The organism is Campylobacter subantarcticus LMG 24377 (assembly GCF_000816305.1).
In the GTDB taxonomy this organism is placed as follows: domain Bacteria; phylum Campylobacterota; class Campylobacteria; order Campylobacterales; family Campylobacteraceae; genus Campylobacter_D; species Campylobacter_D subantarcticus.
The window spans coordinates 1,729,529-1,745,862 of the sequence record NZ_CP007773.1; the positions used below are offsets into that span (position 1 = coordinate 1,729,529).

Below are 16,334 nucleotides of genomic sequence, written 5' to 3' on the forward strand. Positions count from 1 at the left end.
ACCCTTTATATTTTCATAGAAACAAGCTTGCAAACACTTAAGTATAAATTTATTATTTTTTGTATTTCTTGATTATCTTTTATAAAATTACCCGTAGAGTGTAAAAATAATATTTTTTCTTGCTCTAGCTCTTCGATGAGGTATAAAACCTCATCCTTAAACATTTTTATAAAAAATTTCAGTTTATCGCTTAAAATTAAAAATACTTCATAATCAAAATATCTAAAGTGCTTATTGAATATATAATATAGCTTGTTTTGAAAATACTTAAGATTTTTTAAGTTGTTATTGCAAGAAATAAAACCCATTTTGCTTCCTTACTCTAAAACTTCTTTAAATCTTAAGTTTATTTTTATTTCAAAGAACCTTACAAGCTCGCAAAGCATTAAGGTTTTTATATAGATTTCTTTGCTTTCTTGTAAGTGTTTTACATCATCTTTAAAATCTGCAATATCTTCCTCTAAAAAGCCTTTTGATATTGCGTTAAAAGATTTCAAAAAGCTTTCTAATCTTTCTAAAGCATTGGTGTAAAATTTTTCTTTATTTATTTTCGGTAGTTTAATAGTTGGTTTGTTCTTTTTGCTTTTGTATTTAAAAAGCTCCAAAAACTCTTTTTTAAAGTCATTATAAACAAAATAAGAGCTATAAAGAGCCTCGCCTTTCTCACATAGATTAAACATAAAATAATCTTTTTTTAATTTACTCTATGACTTAAAAACCACTCTTTTATTTTTGCTTTCTCATAAAATATTTTTTTCCGATTTTAATATATGGGATTTTCTTTTGCATTCTATATTTGCTTTGCGTTTCTTTGCTTAGATTATAAAGCGTAACTACCTCTTGTATAGTTAAAAAATCTTTGTTTGTATTGCTTTCCATTTTCTATCCTTTCTAAAATTATTAATGGAATTAATAAAGCCTTTAAAAGAAATAGATAAGCTAAATTACAATACAATTCTTTTAAGGGCTTCAACTAAAGCTCTTATAATGAAATTGTGCGTTTTAATCTTGTTTGGCGACTGGGCTAAAACGCACTTTATTTGAAAGCCTTAAAAAGCTTTAAGATTTCATTAAATTACAAAAATATTCTTTGCAAATATTTATGAAGCATTCTAGCGGTTTTTAAAGTTTTTTACCTTAGTTAGAATTCTTATATTCTATTTTGTTATTTTTTGTTGTTTTTTATTCTAGTTTGTGCTAATTTGTGCAGTTTTTTAGCTATTTTTTTAAGCGATTTTAAGTTTTTATTGTAGTTTCCTTAAAAAAACAGCAAAATTTTTTACTCATAATTCTTATTTTTATCATAGATTTTTAATATATGCCTTAGCAGAAATAGCTAAAAAAGCACTGCGTGATAAGCCCATTTTCTTAGAATAAAAATCTATCTCATCTATAAGACTATTTTTTAAAGTGATAGCTAGGTTCTTACTTTTATCATTTTCCATAGGTTCAGGTATAAACTCGTTTTTTTCTAAAGCTTCTTCTAAATAACAAGCAAAAGCATTTTTTAAATCTTCTATTGCTTCATTTGGTGTTTTACCATCTCCTGCCATTAAAACAAGTTTATTTAGCTCTTTATCATCAAATTGTGCAAAGTAATCTCCATCTTCGAGTCTTACTAAATTAATCTTATAAGGTAAGTTCAAATAATAATTTATATCTTTTTTCATTTTTCCCCCTTTAAGTGTTTTAGTATTTGCTTTACATAAATTTCTTTTATAGGTTTATGCAAAGGTACAATAATACTTTTTCCATTTTTCTTAAACTTATGATGACTTCCCTTAATGCTAACAAGTTTATAACCATACCAACTTAAAAGCTTTTCTATATTGGCAAAACTTGCGTTTTTAGGGTTATTTTCTAATTCTTTAATTAACTTTTCTTTATTACTCATATATGTATTATATATATAATTATCTTAAAGCATTTTAAAGTCTTATAAGGTATTTTATATTTTATTAAGTATTTGTGTTTTATAATTTTTTTACATTCAAAGGGGGGCTCAACCCCTACTTAATATAATCTAACAAATCTTTATTTATTCCACAAATTAAATCATTCAAAAAATCTTCTATTTTATCAGGCATTAGACCTATATTTGTTTCTTTTTCTTTTGTGTTTATGCGTGGATATAGTTTATTATTATTTTCTCTAAGCTTTAAAAGATTTTCAAAATGACAAGCTCTATTCCTTAGAGTATGTAACAAGTTTAAAACAATATTAACTTTATCTATATTATCAAAACCCTGTTTTGTGTTTTTATAAATAAAAAAGTTTCTATTGCTAAGACTATACTTTCTAAAATCAAAAGTCTTTAACTCTAAAATCTTGTTTTGCACCTTATAAGATACGATTAATTTAGCTACTACGCCTAAGCTAAGGCGTGACAATATTTGATGAGGTTCTAAGCTTTCTTTGTCTTTAAACTCATTTATTTTTGCCAGTAAAAAAGGATTATCACTTATTTTTATCCACTCTTTGCATTTAAAGCTTAGTTCATAATCTAACGCATTTCTTATATAAATCTCAAGTATAGCTATTTTAGGAATTATCTTAGATATTAATTTTAAGTTCTCAAAATGCTCGTTTATATCTTTGTAATGCTCTAATCTTTGTTTTGAAAAGATAAACTCTAAATCTTGCATTTATTCTTCTTGTAATTTCTTTAAAGCCTCGTTAGCTTTTTGACTTGCCTTAAGCGTATCATTAGTTGCATAAATGTTTATAGTGCTTAAGTCCCTATGTCCCAAAGTCCCGCTAATTACGGCAGGATTAACTCCATTTTGTATTAGCAAAGTAGCTTTTATATGCCTTGAAAAATGAGGCGTCCATTCTCTTACACCGCTAAGCTCTCTTATTTTAATTTCTTGTCTTGCTAAGTTTGATATTTTTTTACCACTAACACTAGAAACAAAGACTAAGCCTTTATCTTGTTTAACCTCATCTTTTAAAGCTTTTAAAGCCTTATAGCACTCATCATCTAAGGCATACTCTTGTGCTTCGCCGTTTTTTGTTTTTGGTAAAAATATAGTTTTTCTTTCTAAATCTACATTTTGCCAAAGAAGACTTAAAACCTCATCCCTACGCCTACCACTATGTATAAGTAAAAACAAAGCCTTATAAAGTGAATTGTCTTTGTATAGTTCTAAAATAGCATTTAAAATAGCTTCGTATTTGCCTTTAGGGTTGGTAACAAGCTTTTTATTTTGCACCTTATCAAGTTTTAAACCTAGAGTAACATTTTCATTAATCCATTTATTTTTTATAGCATACTTAATCATAGGGTTTAAAACTTCTTTAATGGCTCTATTATATGTTTTTGGTTCTAATCCCTTATTTTTCATATCATTATAAAACTCTTGCACCTTATAAAGCGTAAGTTCATCTAAATGTATATTTCCTAAAGGTTCTAAAATATGATTATTAAAAATGCTTATTAAGTTTCTAATGTGACCTTTGTGTTGCTCGTTTAAATCTTTAATATTATAATTAGCCTTTATAAAGACCTCAAAAAGGTTTTTTATTAAAATACTAGAGTTTAAAGTATAAGTACCACTAAAAAGCTTTTTAAATTCGTTTTCATACTCTTTAGCTCTTGCAAGTGCTATTCTTATATATTCATTTTCATTCCAAGTAGGGCGTAATGGGATGGTAAAAGCGTGTTGTTTTTCTTTACCGCCGTTTTGCATTCTAAATAAAAAGGCGTTGATTTTATTTTTATGTCTTTTTAGATGTGTTCCTTTTCCTATGGGTATATTATAATCCTTTCTATCAATCGCCATTTTTAACCTTGTATTTTTGTGTATTATAGCGTATTTAAAAGCCTTATAAACTTAATTAAATTATTATAGGTTACCTTTGCTTTAAGGTTAAAGCCAAAATTGACCTTTTTTACCGCAAAACTTAAATGGACAAAAAGGACTATTTTTTAACTATCCTTTCATCCGGTTACTTTAAAAAGTTACCTGCTAAAAGGTTACCTTTTTGAAATAATTCGAAATGATACAATAGGACCTCAAAGACTTCAGCGTAATTTAAGCGAAATCTCTCAAACTATGGTAAAATAGGGCCTTGAGTGGTGCGGATGAAAGGACTTGAACCTTCACGCATTGCTGCACCAGATCCTAAGTCTGGCGTGTCTGCCAATTTCACCACATCCGCAAAGTGGTACGCTCAAGAGGATTCGAACCTCTGACCTACGGCTTAGAAGGCCGTTGCTCTATCCAGCTGAGCTATGAGCGCATAAAAATAAATAACAATGGGCTTAATGGTGCGCCCGATAGGAATCGAACCCATAACCTACAGATCCGAAGTCTGTCGCTCTATCCAGTTGAGCTACGAGCGCTGATGGGGTGAGTGATGGGAATCGAACCCACGACCCTCAGGACCACAATCTGATGCTCTAACCGACTGAGCTACACTCACCATTTATAAAAATGGTCGGGGTGAAAGGATTCGAACCTTCGGCCCCTTGGTCCCAAACCAAGTGCGCTAACCAGACTGCGCTACACCCCGATGTACAAAAATAAAGCGTTATTTTACATAAAAAAATATCAAAAGTCAAGATAAACAAAAATATTTAGCACAAAAATGCTAAATATTTTAGAAATTAGTCTTTATTTTGCTTTTGTGAAATAATATTTAAAATTTCAACCACCAAAGAAAAAACCATAGCCACATAGATATATGCCTTATCTATATGAATATCAAAACCTTCGCTTACCAAAACAAAACCTATCATTACTAAAAACGCCAAAGCTAAAATCTTGATACTAGGATATTTTTCAATAAAATCCGCAATTGGTTTAGAAGCAAACAACATCACAAGCACAGCCATAATAACCGCTATGATCATAATTTCAATATCTTGAGCAATACCCACAGCAGTGATGACACTATCAAGTGAAAATACAATATCAATCACAGCTATTTCAGCTACTACAATCCACAATTTATTGCTAATTTTTATATTGCTTTGTTCTTGCTCTTTGTGATTAATGCTTTCTTTGATTTCTTTAATAGATTTAACTATCAAAAACAAACCTCCGAGTATAAGCACCAAATCCCTACCTGAAATTTCATTGCCTAAAACACTAAACAAAGGTGTAACAAGTTTCATCACCCAAAATAAAGACAATAACAACAAAATTCTAGTAAGCATTGCAAAAGCAAGTCCTAAAATTCTCCCTTTATCTCTGTGTTCTGGTGGTAACTTACTTACCAAAATCGCTAAAAAAATGATATTGTCAATCCCTAGCACAATTTCCAAAGCAGTAAGGGTAAACAATACCACCCAAGCATCTACACTAAAAATCCACTCAAACATTTATTTTCCTTAAGACAAAAAAAGCGTAATTATAATGACAAAAAATTAATTATTTTCAAAAATTTGCACAATTGCTTCAGGTAAAAGCTCATGTTCTAGTGCGTGAATTTTAGCTTCAAAGTCTTCGAAATTTAACTTTCCTTTTTCAAAGGCCTTTTGCGCGATGATTTTTCCACCATCTAATTCTTCATTGACCCAGTGTATGCTAATGCCTGCAACTTTCATATCACTTTCATAGCTTTCTTGAATAGCATGAGCGCCTTTAAACAATGGAAGTAAAGATGGATGAAGATTAATAGCCTTTATTTCTTGCGTAAAAACAGGGCTTAAAATTCGCATAAACCCTACCAATACAGTTAAATCTGCTTGACTTTCTTTTATAGTCTTTACCAACTCTGCATCAAATTCTTCTCTTGAAGTAAATTTTTCATGCTCTATGACTTTTGTGTTAAGACCATATTTTAAAGCTCTTTGTATGCCATAAGCTTCTTTTTTATTGCACACACATAAAACCACTTCAAAGGTGTTTTCTCCAAAAGTTTTTTGGTGTAATTTCTCTAAAATATTTTCTAGATTGCCTCCATTGCCACTAAATAAAACTGCCAATTTTATAAGCATTTTAACCCCTTTACCAATTTTAAAGCATCGAAACTATTTTTGTTTTTCTTGTAATTTTTAGCCACTAATGCATGTGCTAATACCGCATTTTTCGCAGCTTCTAAAGCACTAAATTTAGCTCCAAGCAAAGCAGCGATCATACCACTTAACACATCTCCGCTTCCAGCTTTTGCTAAAGCCTCATTGCCGCAATTTACCACAAAAAGCTTATCTTTTTGGGCAATGATAGGATTTGCTCCTTTTAAAACTAAAACGCATTCAAATTTTTTACTAAATTCTTTAACATAAAAAAATCGCTTCTTTTGAATTTCTTCAACTTGGATATTTTTATTCATGCATAATTTCAAAAGCATAGAAAATTCTTTAGGATGAGGCGTTAAAACCACATCTTTTCTGTTTAAATACAAAGTTAAATCAGCATTTTGAAAACAATTTGCATCTAATACCAAAGGAATACTTTGCAATCTTTCATCTTTTAAAATACTTAGATCATTTAAACCCATGCCTATAGCAGCTGCATTTATTTTACTTTCAATAGTGTCTTTTAACATCAATAAAGGTGAAAAACTCTCTTTTGCTACTAAAGAAACCAAACCCGAACCAAATTCTAAAGCCCCAAGTCCAGCTAAAGTACCTGCACTTTTATTGGCAAAAATATATACATGACCTAAATCACCTTTGTTAAAACTACACTTTTTTTGAATAAGCTTTAAGTCTTTTCTCTCTAGTAAAAAGCCCGATGTATTTTGTACTTGAATTTTTAATCCCAAATGTGCGATTTTGATTTTTCCTACAAACTCTTTTGCAAAATCTTCCAAAAGCTTTTCTTTGACTACCCCCATACAAAGTGTATAATCTGCTTTAAAACACACATCTTGTCCAAGCCCACTAGGAATATCGCAAGCAATTTTTATTGCTTTACTTTGAGAGATTTTTTGAATAATTCCTTGTAACTTTTCATCTAAGGCTTTATTTAAACCACTTCCAAAAACACAATCAACAATGATGTCAAAATCTTCAAAACAAGGTTCTTCTTGTAAAAATTCAAAACCGATGTTTTGCAAAATTTGTTCTTGTTTGAGAAAGATTGTGCTTTTTTTATACGCCAAAACATAAGCAGATGCTTTTTTAAGGTGTCGAATAGCTACGAGCCCATCGGCTCCATTGCCGCCTGTGCCGAGTAAAAATAAAATTTTAGCATTGTGTATTTTTTTGCTTTTTTTCTTGATAAAATTTGCAAGTTCAACGCCTGCATTTTCCATCATCAAAAATTCATCTAATCCTTTTTCAATCAGCTGTTTTTCATAAGAAATATTATCTTTACATATGGCTTTCATTACCAGCCTCGCAAGCTATAAGTTTTTGAGTTTTAGCACCTAATTCTTTAAGCTTTATCACCCTTGAAGCAATATTACCACTTCCGTGAGTAAGTTTTGTTTGCATATTATCCACATTGGAATTTAATCTTTTAATATTATCTTTGATCTTTTCAAAATCTTCCAAAACGCCAGCAAATTTATCGTGAAATTTTCCAAGCTCTTCAAAGGCCTTTAAGATATTCTCATTACTTTGGGTGTTTTTCCATGAAATATTTATCGTATTTAGTGCCATAAAAAGAGTATTTGGTGTGGTTAAGTATACCTTTTTTTTATAAGCATATTGATAAATTTCAAAATCTACGCTTAAAATCAAATCTAGAATGTTTTGATAAGGTATAAAAAGTAAAACAAACTCATAAGTATGCTTATCATACTGCATATAAGGTTTCTTGGCTAATTCATCAATTCTCGCTTTTAGATTATATGCTAAATCAAGGCAAGTATTTTTACTAACCTCCTCAAAACCAAAATCACTCGGTAGTGAAAATTTTGCATCTATAATAATGCTTTTTTGTTTATCTAAAAGCACTACCGCATCAGGAATGTAGGTTTTACCATCTTTTTGAAATCTCTCTTGCAGTTTATACTGCACACCTTCTACTAAACCACTATTTTCCAAAACAGACTTAAGTTGCAACTCTGCAAAATTACCACGAATTTTTTTATCACCCTTTAAAACTTTAGCTAATTTATCCGCATTTTCACCCATATTTTGACTAAATTTAAACATATACTCAATTTGTGTTTTAATGCTTGTTTCATTTTGGGCAAGTTTTTCACTGTATTCTTTAACACTTTTTTTAACCGGTAAAAAGATTTCTTCTAGGATTTTTTTCGCATCCTCATTCAGCATAAGCTTGTTTTGATTTAATATATTAGTATTTTGTTTTTGTAAATTTTGCTCTAATTCTTGCTTCAACTCTATCAAATTTTGTTTATATTTTTCTTCTAGTTTTAGCAAAGTTTGAGTGTATTCATCTCTTAATTCTGCACGTTCTTTTAAGTGCATATTTAAAAGTTCTTGTTGGGTGTGTTCTTTTTGCGCTAATTTTGCCTCTAAAGCTTCGCTTTTTGACAAATAGTTTATTTTTTCTTCTAATAAAGTTGAATTTTTCTCCATAAGTGATTTTTTTTCTGATTCTAAAATAGAAATTTGATCTTGTAATGTTAAATTAGTTTGGTTTAAAAATTCTAACTTTGCTTTTTCTTTTTGACTTTTAAACACATACCATACAAAAGCCAAAACTACAACCGCCAAAAGTGCTGTTAAAATGTTTTCCATTTTTACCCTTTTGTTTTTTCAATCAGAAAATAAATGTTTTTTTCATTGCCTTCTTTAAATTGTTTCATTTGTGGTAAGAATTCTTTTACTAAGGCTCTAAAATTTTTAAAACCAAAATTTTGCGGGATAAAATTCGCATGTTTTCTGCTCATATTGGTGCGAATTTGAGCATATTCTGCACGACCCTTTTCTTCTATCAAGGCTTCTGTGATATTGATCAAATCTTTAATATACTCTTTGGTACTTAATACTTTTTCTTTAGATTCATTTTGATCTAAATAAAAAAATTCACTAAAGGAATTAACATAAGATTTTACAGCTTGTTTTAATCCCATACCTATAACTTGCTTTTTGCTTTCTTTAAGTCTTTGAATTAAACTAGTATAATCACTATCACTAGAAACAATTACAAAAATATCAATATCTTTTTCATAAAAAATACTCATAATTTCAGTGATTAAATACATATCACTTGAGTTTTTATTAGCAGTAAAATTAAATTGTTGCATAGCTATAATAGAATACTGACCAATTTGCTCTTTCCAATTTTGTATATTTTTTTGCGTCCAATCTCCATAAATACGCTTGATGATAATTTCCCCATAATCAGAAGCGATATCAAAAATCGATTTTGCATATTTTGATGGAATATTTTCTGCATCAATAAATATTGCTACACTTTTATTGTCCATTTTTTCTCCTATGTAGTTCTCATTCTAAAACTTAGTGCTTTTAAAATATGAGTTTTCAAAATCAACTCACTTTGCTCTAAGTCTGCAATGGTCCTTGCTACTTTTATGGTTTTATTGATCCCTCTTTGAGAAAGGTTGTATGAGCTTATAGCCTTTTGTAAAATTTCATTCGCAGAAGAATCTAAAATACAAAATTGTTTCATCTGCTCATCATTTAATTTAGCATTAAATTCTTCTTGTTTTCTTTGCTTTTGAAATAAAAATCCTTTAAAAACCATTTTACTCATTTGCTCAGAGCTTAAGCTTGTTTTGTCTTCATGTGAAATCTCATCCATAGCCACATAAAGATCAATCCTGTCTAAAATAGGAGATGAAATTTTATTTTTATATTTTTTAATTTCTATCTCTTGACAACAACATGCAAGACTTTTAGAAAACAAATTTCCGCAAGGACAGGGATTTTGCGCGCAAGCAAATAAAAATTTAGTCTCATAAATCACTTTGGCATTAACTCTTGAAATAAGAATTTTAAAATCCTCTAATGGCTCTCTTAAGCTTTCTATGATTTGTTTTGAAAAATGAGGAAACTCATCAAAAAACAAAACTCCTCCATTTGCAAGTGCTATTTCTCCTATCTTGGCATTTTTGGTTCCTCCGCCAAAAATACTAGCTCTAGTACTTGTATGATGAGGACTTCTAAAAACCCTACTAGCACTAAAATCATCATCTAAAGAATTTAATGACTTATAGGCATTTTGGGCTAAAATTTCTTTCAAACTTTGTGGCGGCATGATAAAAGGAAGTCTTTTAGCACACATACTTTTACCACTACCTGGACTACCTTCAAATAAAATATTATGCATACCCAAAGCTGCTATTATACAAGCAAATTTAGCATTTTCTTGACCCTTAACTTCTTTAAAATCATAAGGGTAAATAGAATTTTTTATATATTTTTGATTATTAATTTCTATGGCATTTTCAAATAAAGGATGAGCACTGTTTATATGATAATTTTCGTAATTTTTTGCTTTAAAAAAATCTATTGCTTGTGTTAAATTTTCTAAAGAATAAATTGTTAGATTAGGTATCATCGAAGCTTTTTGTGCTATGGCTTTTGGTACTACTACTTTGGCATTTTGTACTTTTGCACTTAAAAAAAGTAAGATAGAGAATAAACTAGCAGTACTTTTAATACTTCCATCTAATCCAAGTTCTCCAAAAACAAAAAAATCATCTAAATTTTCTTTTTGAAATAAAATCAAAATCGCAATAGCCAAATCAAAATGAGAGCCATTTTTAGGTATATCTGAAGGACTAAGATTGATAGTGATTTTTTGTGCTGGAAAATTGAAATTTTGACTTAATAAAGTCGCCTTAACTCTTTCTGTGCTTTCTTTGATGGTAGAATTTGCAAGACCTACTATACTAAAGCTTGGTAAACCTCTTGTGAAAGTTGATTCTACGTCGATAATATCAAGCTCTGTAGAAAAACTCGCACATCTTAATTTTTTCATTTATTTTTTTTGGATTTTTTTTTAAAATCTTTATCAAATTTTTGGCGTTTTAAAAAAGAAAGTTTTTCTATAAATAAATGCCCATCAAGATGATCAACTTCATGCTGAATAGCTACTGCTAAAAATTCATGCGCCTCTAAGCTTTGTGCTTTACCAAACCTATCTTGATAATCAAGTTGTATATTTTTATAACGCATTACATCTTCATAAAAACCTGGTATACTTAAACAACCCTCATTGCAAGCAATTTTTTCATCGTCCAAAGGTGTTATGGTAGGATTAATAATTTCCAAAAGAGTCTGCTTGTCTTCTTTTTGTTCACCTTCTTCATCTCCAATATCTACAAGCAAAGCTCTAACTGGCACATCTACCTGAATGGCAGCCAAACCAACTCCTTTATTTGTTATCATAGTTTCATACATATCATCTAACAGCGCATGTAACTCATTGTCAAATTTTTCTATTTTTTGAGATTGCAAAAACAATCTCGGATTAGGATAGGTGATTATTTTTCTTATCATTTTTCTTTTTCCACTACCACAAAAGGTTCTAAATTTTTACCCGAATTTTTTAAAGCTTGGGTGCATTTTTCTATCAATTTTTCACTTTTACTGTCTTGATTAACCGCACTAACAGCCACTTCAACATCTACATCTATTTCTTTATCTGCTAAGAAAAAATTTGAATTTTCCAAAGACTCTAAAATTTTATTACATATTTCTTGTGCTTTTTCTAAATTAGTGTGTGAGATCATCATAACAAAAATATTATTACCACAATGAGCAACAATATCACTTGATGATACATTTTTACTAAAAATTCTACAAATACTTTTCAAAAAAGCATTTTTTTCTTTCTGTGTATAAGTTTGCTCTAAAATTCCTTCTTTTACTCTAAAAAATATCAAAGAAGTATGATAATTATATTTTGCACTACTTTCAATGCTTTTTTCTAAATTTTCTAAAAAATATTTTTTGTTATAAACCCCAAATTTAGAGTCAAAATCACTTTGTTCTTCTATGTGTTTATAAGTTTGTCTTACTTCATCAAAATTTTCTTTAATCTCATCTGAATATTTATCTAAAATATTGGAAAACCTTGAAAGATCTGCTTCAAGCGCATGAATTACATTGGAAACTGCTAAATTACCTGTACTAATTGCAAGTTCTGAATTACGTCTTCTTAGCATATCTTTAACTGTTTCAAGATGTCTATAAATCATAGCAATGTATTGTAATAATGCCGAAGTAGAGCTAAAACTTTTTTTGATTTCTTGTTCTATATTTGCACGTTTGATACCATCATCATTTTGCTCAAATTCCATAATCTCACTAACTTTCTTCTTAAAAGCAACCGGACGATCTTCAAGCATTTTTTGAAAATAAACTCCATAATTAGTTGGTGTTGGAGGTACATTATCTTTTACAAGCTCAGTTAGTATAGACTTTGCAAATTTTTCAAATTCCCCACCACTAATTTTTTGAATTTTTGGAGCTTCTTTGACCGGAGTTGGATCACTACTTAAATTTAAATCAGCAAATAAATCATCATCTAACATTACTATGTTTTTCCTTATTTAAAACTTTTTTCCAAAACCTTATCGATTAAGCCATATTCCTTAGCTTCAGCTGCACTCATAAAGAAGTCTCTATCAGTGTCTTTTTCTATTTTAGAGAGTTTTTGTTTAGTGTTTTTAGCCAAGATATCATTTAAAATCGCTTTTAATCTTAGAATTTCTTTTGCTTGAATTTCTATATCAGCTGCTTGCCCCCTTGCTCCACCTAGTGGCTGGTGAATCATGATTCTTGAATTTGGTAAAGCAAATCTTTTTCCTGGAGTACCACAACTTAGTAAAAATGCACCCATTGAAGCAGCTTGACCAATACAAATAGTACTTACATCAGCTTTAATATAATTCATTGTATCATGAATACTAAATCCACTAGTTACAACCCCACCTGGTGAGTTAATATAAAGATAAATATCTTTTTGAGGATCTTCAGCCTCTAAAAACAAAAGCTGAGCTACGATAGAAGCAGCAAGATCATCATTGATCTCGCCACTTAGCATTATAATTCTATCTTTTAAAAGCCTTGAGTATATATCATAACTTCTTTCGCCTCTGCTTGTTTTTTCAACTACATAGGGTATATATAAACTCATTATTTTTCACTTTCTTTTTCAGTTTTATTTTTATCATTTTTTTTAAAAATATCAGCAAAAAGTTTTTCTTCGATTAAAGACATTTTAATAGCAGGTAATGCACCTTGTTTTTTGTAATTATCCAAATGTTCTTGCGGCTTAAAGCCATATCTATAAGCTTCAAAATAAATCGCTTGGATTAATTCTTGATCGCTTACCGTAACATTTCTAAGTTTTGCTAGCTCATCTATAATGAAAGTTAATTTTACACTTTTTTGTGCATCTTCTTTAAAACTTTTTCTTTTTTCTTTATATTTAGTTTCATCTTTAAATTCTTTTAATTCTTCCTCGCTAAGATTTCTTAAAGAATTTCTAAATTGCATATCTGTTTCTTGTTCTACTATATTTCTTGGTAAAACAAAATCAAACTTAGCTACCAAAGCTTCTGCAAATTGATTTTTTAATTCATCATTAATAAGTTTAAAGATTTTTTCATTTTTTAACTGCTCTTTGATTTTAGCATCTAATTTTTCAACACTTGGTTCTTTTTCATCAGGAATTAGGTTTTTCAAAAGTTCTTCGTTTAATTCAGGCATTTTAAGTTCTTGAATTTCATGAATTTTTACTTTAAATACCGCATCTTTTCCTGCTAAATGTGCTGCACCATATTCTTTTGGAAAAGTCACGTTAATATCTTTTTCTTCACCTGCTTTTAAACCAACCATACCTTCTTCAAATCCTGGTATAAATTGTTTTGAGCCAATTTCTAAAACATAATTTTGCGCTTTCCCGCCATCAAAAGCTTTACCATCCACAAAGCCTTCAAAGTCAAATTTAGCAAAATCACCTTCTTTTAATGCTCTTACCTCTTTGATTGCTTCAGGAGTAGCAAATCTTTTTAACAATTCTTCTTTTTTTGCATCAATTTCTTTTTGAGTTACTTTTGGTGTATTATAAGTTGGAACTAAAGCCTCATAACCATCTAATTTTACTTCCGGTCTAAAAGATAATACCATTTGAGCTTCAATATCACCATCTTTTCTATCAAATTTTTCAAAATACGGCTCGCCTACTAAATCTTTTGCTTCTTTTTTGATCTCTTTTAATACATTATCTACAGCATTTCTTAAAAGATCTTGCTCCGCATCTCTTGTAAGCTCTTTTTCATATCTTTTAAGTATAGCAGCCACAGGAACTTTTCCCGCTCTAAAGCCATCCATTTTCATAGTTTTAGATGCTTTTTTAGCTAATTTTTCCACTTCTGCTTTAATAGCTCCTTGAGCAATTTTCACAGTAGCATTTGCATTTGCAAAATCAATTAGTTTTGCTGTAACTTCCATAATATTTTCCCTTTTTTAATAAAATTTTTCGATAATATACCAAAATTTTCCTTATCGCTTTATATAAAAATAAAAATATGTTAAAATTTTAATTTTTGATGGAGAAAAAATGCAAGAAAAGTTTGAACAATCAGTAAAAAATATGTTAGAAATTATCGGAGAAAATCCTCAAAGAGAAGGACTTTTAAAAACTCCTACTAGGGTTTTTAAAGCTTTTGAATTTTTCAGTAGTGGTTATAAACAAGATCCAAAACAAATACTAAATGATGCTTTATTTGAAAGCTCAAATAACGAAATGGTTTTAGTAAGAGATATTGAATTTTATAGTCTTTGCGAACATCATCTTTTACCGTTTTTTGGGCGCGTACATGTTGCGTATATACCAAATAAAAAAGTCATAGGACTTAGTAAAATTCCACGTCTTGTAGAAGTTTTTGCAAGACGCTTGCAAATTCAAGAACAACTCACAGAGCAAATCGCAGAAGCACTAATGGAGCATGTAGGCGCCAAAGGCGTTGGGGTGGTTATTGAGGCAAGACATATGTGTGTTGAAATGCGCGGGGTACAAAAAGCAAATTCAACCACTAGTACTTCAGCCTTAAGAGGTAGTTTTTTAAAAAGTGAAAAAACTCGAAAAGAATTTTTCACCCTCATCAACTCAGCAAAACAGGTTAGATTTTAATGGGTTTAGAAAAACTTCGCAGCAAAATCACATCACAAAGCCTAGCTAGTGTGTTTGGGCAAATCACCAAAATTTCAAGCACTAGCATAGAAATAAATGGCTTAAAAACTAGTATAGGCGATATTATTAAGATTGTTTCTAGCGAGGATGAAAGTAAAGAAGCAATGGCCATGGTAGTAGAAGTAGATGAAAATTTAAGCTATTTAAGTCCTTTTAGTTTTGTGGAAGGATTTAAAATAGGTGATCGTGCGTTCATTAATGATGCGGGTATGCAAATAGGCGTAAGTGATGGACTTTTAGGAAGAGTGGTAGATCCTTTTATGCGACCAAAAGACGGCAAAGGACCTATTGAGGCAAGCAAATTTATGCCTATTATGCGTGCGCCTATTGATGCGATGAAGCGAGGTTTGATAGAGGAAGTTTTTCCAGTAGGTGTTAAAACAATAGATGCACTTTTAACTTGTGGGGTAGGACAAAAGCTTGGGATTTTTGCAGGAAGTGGAGTTGGTAAATCAACCTTAATGGGCATGATAGTAAAAAATTCCAAAGCTCCTATTAAAATCATAGCTTTAATAGGAGAGCGTGGTAGGGAAATTCCTGAATTTATACAAAAAAATCTTGGTGGTAAACTTGATGATACTGTCATCATCGTTGCAACAAGTGATGATAGCGCGCTAATGAGAAAATACGGAGCATTTTGCGCTATGAGTGTGGCTGAGTATTTTAAAGAACAAGGTAAAGATGTGCTTTTTATAATGGATAGCGTAACGCGCTTTGCTATGGCTCAAAGAGAAATAGGACTTGCTTTAGGTGAACCTCCAACTACAAAAGGGTATCCACCTAGTGTTTTAAGTCTTTTGCCTCAACTAATGGAACGAGCAGGTAAGGAAGAAGGTAAAGGAACTATAACAGCTTTTTTTACAGTGCTTGTAGATGGTGATGATATGAGCGATCCAATCGCTGACCAAAGTAGATCTATCTTAGATGGACACATAGTACTTAGTCGTGAACTTACTGATTTTGGAATTTATCCACCCATAAATATACAAAATTCAGCCTCAAGGGTAATGGGAGATATTATCAGCAACGAACACAAGCTAGCTGCTAGAAAATTCAAACGTTTAAATTCTTTACTAAAAGAAAATGAAGTATTACTGCGTATTGGCGCGTATCAAAAAGGAAGTGATAAAGAACTAGATCAAGCTATCACCAAAAAAGACTTTATGCAACAATTTTTAAGTCAAAACCCCGAAGAAAGCTTTGAATTTGATGATACGATTAATATGCTTAAGATGATCGATATGCAATAATTGGAATGATTTTTGCTTTTATTTCGACAAAAAGTCATGAAAAAAG

Annotated in this window: 19 protein-coding genes and 5 tRNA genes; 2 read left to right on the top strand and 22 right to left on the bottom strand. The window is 30.3% G+C overall.

Translation table 11 applies throughout. The annotated features are described in order from the left end of the window. Window positions 1-5: 5 nt before the first annotated feature. The 22 genes from CSUB8523_RS08840 to tig form a co-directional block, all read right to left on the bottom strand. On the bottom strand, window positions 6-308 hold the full coding sequence (locus CSUB8523_RS08840) for a hypothetical protein (RefSeq protein WP_052243697.1): 303 nt from the start codon (window positions 306-308) through the stop codon (window positions 6-8). A 9-nt stretch (window positions 309-317) separates the two neighbouring features. After that, window positions 318-680, bottom strand: a complete 363-nt coding sequence (locus CSUB8523_RS08845; RefSeq protein WP_043020256.1) for a hypothetical protein — start codon at window positions 678-680, stop codon at window positions 318-320. 46 nt (window positions 681-726) lie between these two features. Continuing rightward, entirely contained in the window at window positions 727-879 is a 153-nt protein-coding gene (locus CSUB8523_RS08850; protein WP_235362560.1) for a helix-turn-helix domain-containing protein, read from the bottom strand. A 422-nt stretch (window positions 880-1,301) separates the two neighbouring features. Further along, window positions 1,302-1,670 carry a type II toxin-antitoxin system HicB family antitoxin gene (locus CSUB8523_RS08855; protein WP_043020257.1) on the bottom strand — a complete coding sequence of 123 codons (369 nt, stop codon included), beginning with the start codon at window positions 1,668-1,670 and terminating at the stop codon, window positions 1,302-1,304. Further along, window positions 1,667-1,894 carry a type II toxin-antitoxin system HicA family toxin gene (locus CSUB8523_RS08860; protein WP_043020258.1) on the bottom strand — a complete coding sequence of 76 codons (228 nt, stop codon included), beginning with the start codon at window positions 1,892-1,894 and terminating at the stop codon, window positions 1,667-1,669. Before CSUB8523_RS08860 ends, CSUB8523_RS08855 begins: the two co-directional genes overlap by 4 nt. Window positions 1,895-2,009: 115 nt before the next feature. Then, window positions 2,010-2,645: a hypothetical protein gene (locus CSUB8523_RS08865; RefSeq protein WP_043020259.1), complete on the bottom strand. Its 636-nt coding sequence runs from the start codon at window positions 2,643-2,645 to the stop codon at window positions 2,010-2,012. Then, entirely contained in the window at window positions 2,646-3,782 is a 1,137-nt protein-coding gene (locus CSUB8523_RS08870; RefSeq protein WP_043020260.1) for a tyrosine-type recombinase/integrase, read from the bottom strand. A gap of 294 nt (window positions 3,783-4,076) precedes the next feature. Further along, window positions 4,077-4,161, bottom strand: a tRNA-Leu gene (locus tag CSUB8523_RS08875). Between the two features lie 4 nt (window positions 4,162-4,165). Beyond that, a tRNA-Arg gene (locus CSUB8523_RS08880) sits at window positions 4,166-4,242 on the bottom strand. Between the two features lie 26 nt (window positions 4,243-4,268). Continuing rightward, window positions 4,269-4,345, bottom strand: a tRNA-Arg gene (locus CSUB8523_RS08885). A gap of 3 nt (window positions 4,346-4,348) precedes the next feature. After that, window positions 4,349-4,425 (bottom strand) — tRNA-His (locus tag CSUB8523_RS08890). A gap of 12 nt (window positions 4,426-4,437) precedes the next feature. Then, a tRNA-Pro gene (locus CSUB8523_RS08895) sits at window positions 4,438-4,515 on the bottom strand. 94 nt (window positions 4,516-4,609) lie between these two features. Continuing rightward, window positions 4,610-5,326 carry a TerC family protein gene (locus tag CSUB8523_RS08900; RefSeq protein WP_043020261.1) on the bottom strand — a complete coding sequence of 239 codons (717 nt, stop codon included), beginning with the start codon at window positions 5,324-5,326 and terminating at the stop codon, window positions 4,610-4,612. A gap of 45 nt (window positions 5,327-5,371) precedes the next feature. Beyond that, window positions 5,372-5,944, bottom strand: coding sequence for a phosphoribosylglycinamide formyltransferase (purN, locus tag CSUB8523_RS08905; protein WP_043020262.1), 573 nt, complete (start codon window positions 5,942-5,944; stop codon window positions 5,372-5,374). Next, window positions 5,935-7,281 carry a bifunctional ADP-dependent NAD(P)H-hydrate dehydratase/NAD(P)H-hydrate epimerase gene (locus CSUB8523_RS08910; RefSeq protein ID WP_043020263.1) on the bottom strand — a complete coding sequence of 449 codons (1,347 nt, stop codon included), beginning with the start codon at window positions 7,279-7,281 and terminating at the stop codon, window positions 5,935-5,937. The genes purN and CSUB8523_RS08910 overlap by 10 nt, the downstream gene beginning before the upstream one ends. Next, complete coding sequence (locus CSUB8523_RS08915; protein WP_043020264.1) at window positions 7,265-8,605, bottom strand: DNA recombination protein RmuC; 1,341 nt, start codon at window positions 8,603-8,605, stop codon at window positions 7,265-7,267. Before CSUB8523_RS08915 ends, CSUB8523_RS08910 begins: the two co-directional genes overlap by 17 nt. Window positions 8,606-8,607: 2 nt before the next feature. Then, window positions 8,608-9,297 carry an NYN domain-containing protein gene (locus CSUB8523_RS08920; RefSeq protein ID WP_039664637.1) on the bottom strand — a complete coding sequence of 230 codons (690 nt, stop codon included), beginning with the start codon at window positions 9,295-9,297 and terminating at the stop codon, window positions 8,608-8,610. Window positions 9,298-9,305: 8 nt separating this feature from the next. After that, window positions 9,306-10,814: a YifB family Mg chelatase-like AAA ATPase gene (locus CSUB8523_RS08925; RefSeq protein WP_043020265.1), complete on the bottom strand. Its 1,509-nt coding sequence runs from the start codon at window positions 10,812-10,814 to the stop codon at window positions 9,306-9,308. Continuing rightward, complete coding sequence (gene def, locus CSUB8523_RS08930) at window positions 10,811-11,335, bottom strand: peptide deformylase (RefSeq protein ID WP_039664639.1); 525 nt, start codon at window positions 11,333-11,335, stop codon at window positions 10,811-10,813. The genes CSUB8523_RS08925 and def overlap by 4 nt, the downstream gene beginning before the upstream one ends. After that, on the bottom strand, window positions 11,332-12,372 hold the full coding sequence (locus tag CSUB8523_RS08935) for a GGDEF domain-containing protein (protein WP_043020266.1): 1,041 nt from the start codon (window positions 12,370-12,372) through the stop codon (window positions 11,332-11,334). Before CSUB8523_RS08935 ends, def begins: the two co-directional genes overlap by 4 nt. A gap of 14 nt (window positions 12,373-12,386) precedes the next feature. Further along, window positions 12,387-12,977, bottom strand: a complete 591-nt coding sequence (clpP, locus tag CSUB8523_RS08940) for an ATP-dependent Clp endopeptidase proteolytic subunit ClpP (RefSeq protein ID WP_039664641.1) — start codon at window positions 12,975-12,977, stop codon at window positions 12,387-12,389. Next, complete coding sequence (gene tig / locus CSUB8523_RS08945; protein WP_039664642.1) at window positions 12,977-14,296, bottom strand: trigger factor; 1,320 nt, start codon at window positions 14,294-14,296, stop codon at window positions 12,977-12,979. Before tig ends, clpP begins: the two co-directional genes overlap by 1 nt. A gap of 109 nt (window positions 14,297-14,405) precedes the next feature. Between tig and folE the strand changes: the two genes are divergently transcribed. Continuing rightward, window positions 14,406-14,978: a GTP cyclohydrolase I FolE gene (gene folE, locus CSUB8523_RS08950; RefSeq protein ID WP_039664643.1), complete on the top strand. Its 573-nt coding sequence runs from the start codon at window positions 14,406-14,408 to the stop codon at window positions 14,976-14,978. Next, entirely contained in the window at window positions 14,978-16,288 is a 1,311-nt protein-coding gene (fliI, locus tag CSUB8523_RS08955) for a flagellar protein export ATPase FliI (protein WP_043020267.1), read from the top strand. The genes folE and fliI overlap by 1 nt, the downstream gene beginning before the upstream one ends. Window positions 16,289-16,334 lie beyond the last annotated feature (46 nt).

Coding starts and splice junctions, on each gene's coding strand:
- fliI (WP_043020267.1), top strand. CDS start 14,978: ATGGGTTTAGAAAAACTTCGCAGCAAAATCACATCACAAAGCCTAGCT.
- CSUB8523_RS08920 (WP_039664637.1), bottom strand. CDS start 9,297: ATGGACAATAAAAGTGTAGCAATATTTATTGATGCAGAAAATATTCCA.
- CSUB8523_RS08900 (WP_043020261.1), bottom strand. CDS start 5,326: ATGTTTGAGTGGATTTTTAGTGTAGATGCTTGGGTGGTATTGTTTACC.
- CSUB8523_RS08910 (WP_043020263.1), bottom strand. CDS start 7,281: ATGAAAGCCATATGTAAAGATAATATTTCTTATGAAAAACAGCTGATT.
- CSUB8523_RS08925 (WP_043020265.1), bottom strand. CDS start 10,814: ATGAAAAAATTAAGATGTGCGAGTTTTTCTACAGAGCTTGATATTATC.
- clpP (WP_039664641.1), bottom strand. CDS start 12,977: ATGAGTTTATATATACCCTATGTAGTTGAAAAAACAAGCAGAGGCGAA.
- CSUB8523_RS08850 (WP_235362560.1), bottom strand. CDS start 879: ATGGAAAGCAATACAAACAAAGATTTTTTAACTATACAAGAGGTAGTT.
- CSUB8523_RS08865 (WP_043020259.1), bottom strand. CDS start 2,645: ATGCAAGATTTAGAGTTTATCTTTTCAAAACAAAGATTAGAGCATTAC.
- folE (WP_039664643.1), top strand. CDS start 14,406: ATGCAAGAAAAGTTTGAACAATCAGTAAAAAATATGTTAGAAATTATC.
- def (WP_039664639.1), bottom strand. CDS start 11,335: ATGATAAGAAAAATAATCACCTATCCTAATCCGAGATTGTTTTTGCAA.
- CSUB8523_RS08840 (WP_052243697.1), bottom strand. CDS start 308: ATGGGTTTTATTTCTTGCAATAACAACTTAAAAAATCTTAAGTATTTT.
- tig (WP_039664642.1), bottom strand. CDS start 14,296: ATGGAAGTTACAGCAAAACTAATTGATTTTGCAAATGCAAATGCTACT.
- CSUB8523_RS08870 (WP_043020260.1), bottom strand. CDS start 3,782: ATGGCGATTGATAGAAAGGATTATAATATACCCATAGGAAAAGGAACA.
- CSUB8523_RS08845 (WP_043020256.1), bottom strand. CDS start 680: ATGTTTAATCTATGTGAGAAAGGCGAGGCTCTTTATAGCTCTTATTTT.
- purN (WP_043020262.1), bottom strand. CDS start 5,944: ATGCTTATAAAATTGGCAGTTTTATTTAGTGGCAATGGAGGCAATCTA.
- CSUB8523_RS08860 (WP_043020258.1), bottom strand. CDS start 1,894: ATGAGTAATAAAGAAAAGTTAATTAAAGAATTAGAAAATAACCCTAAA.
- CSUB8523_RS08855 (WP_043020257.1), bottom strand. CDS start 1,670: ATGAAAAAAGATATAAATTATTATTTGAACTTACCTTATAAGATTAAT.
- CSUB8523_RS08915 (WP_043020264.1), bottom strand. CDS start 8,605: ATGGAAAACATTTTAACAGCACTTTTGGCGGTTGTAGTTTTGGCTTTT.
- CSUB8523_RS08935 (WP_043020266.1), bottom strand. CDS start 12,372: ATGTTAGATGATGATTTATTTGCTGATTTAAATTTAAGTAGTGATCCA.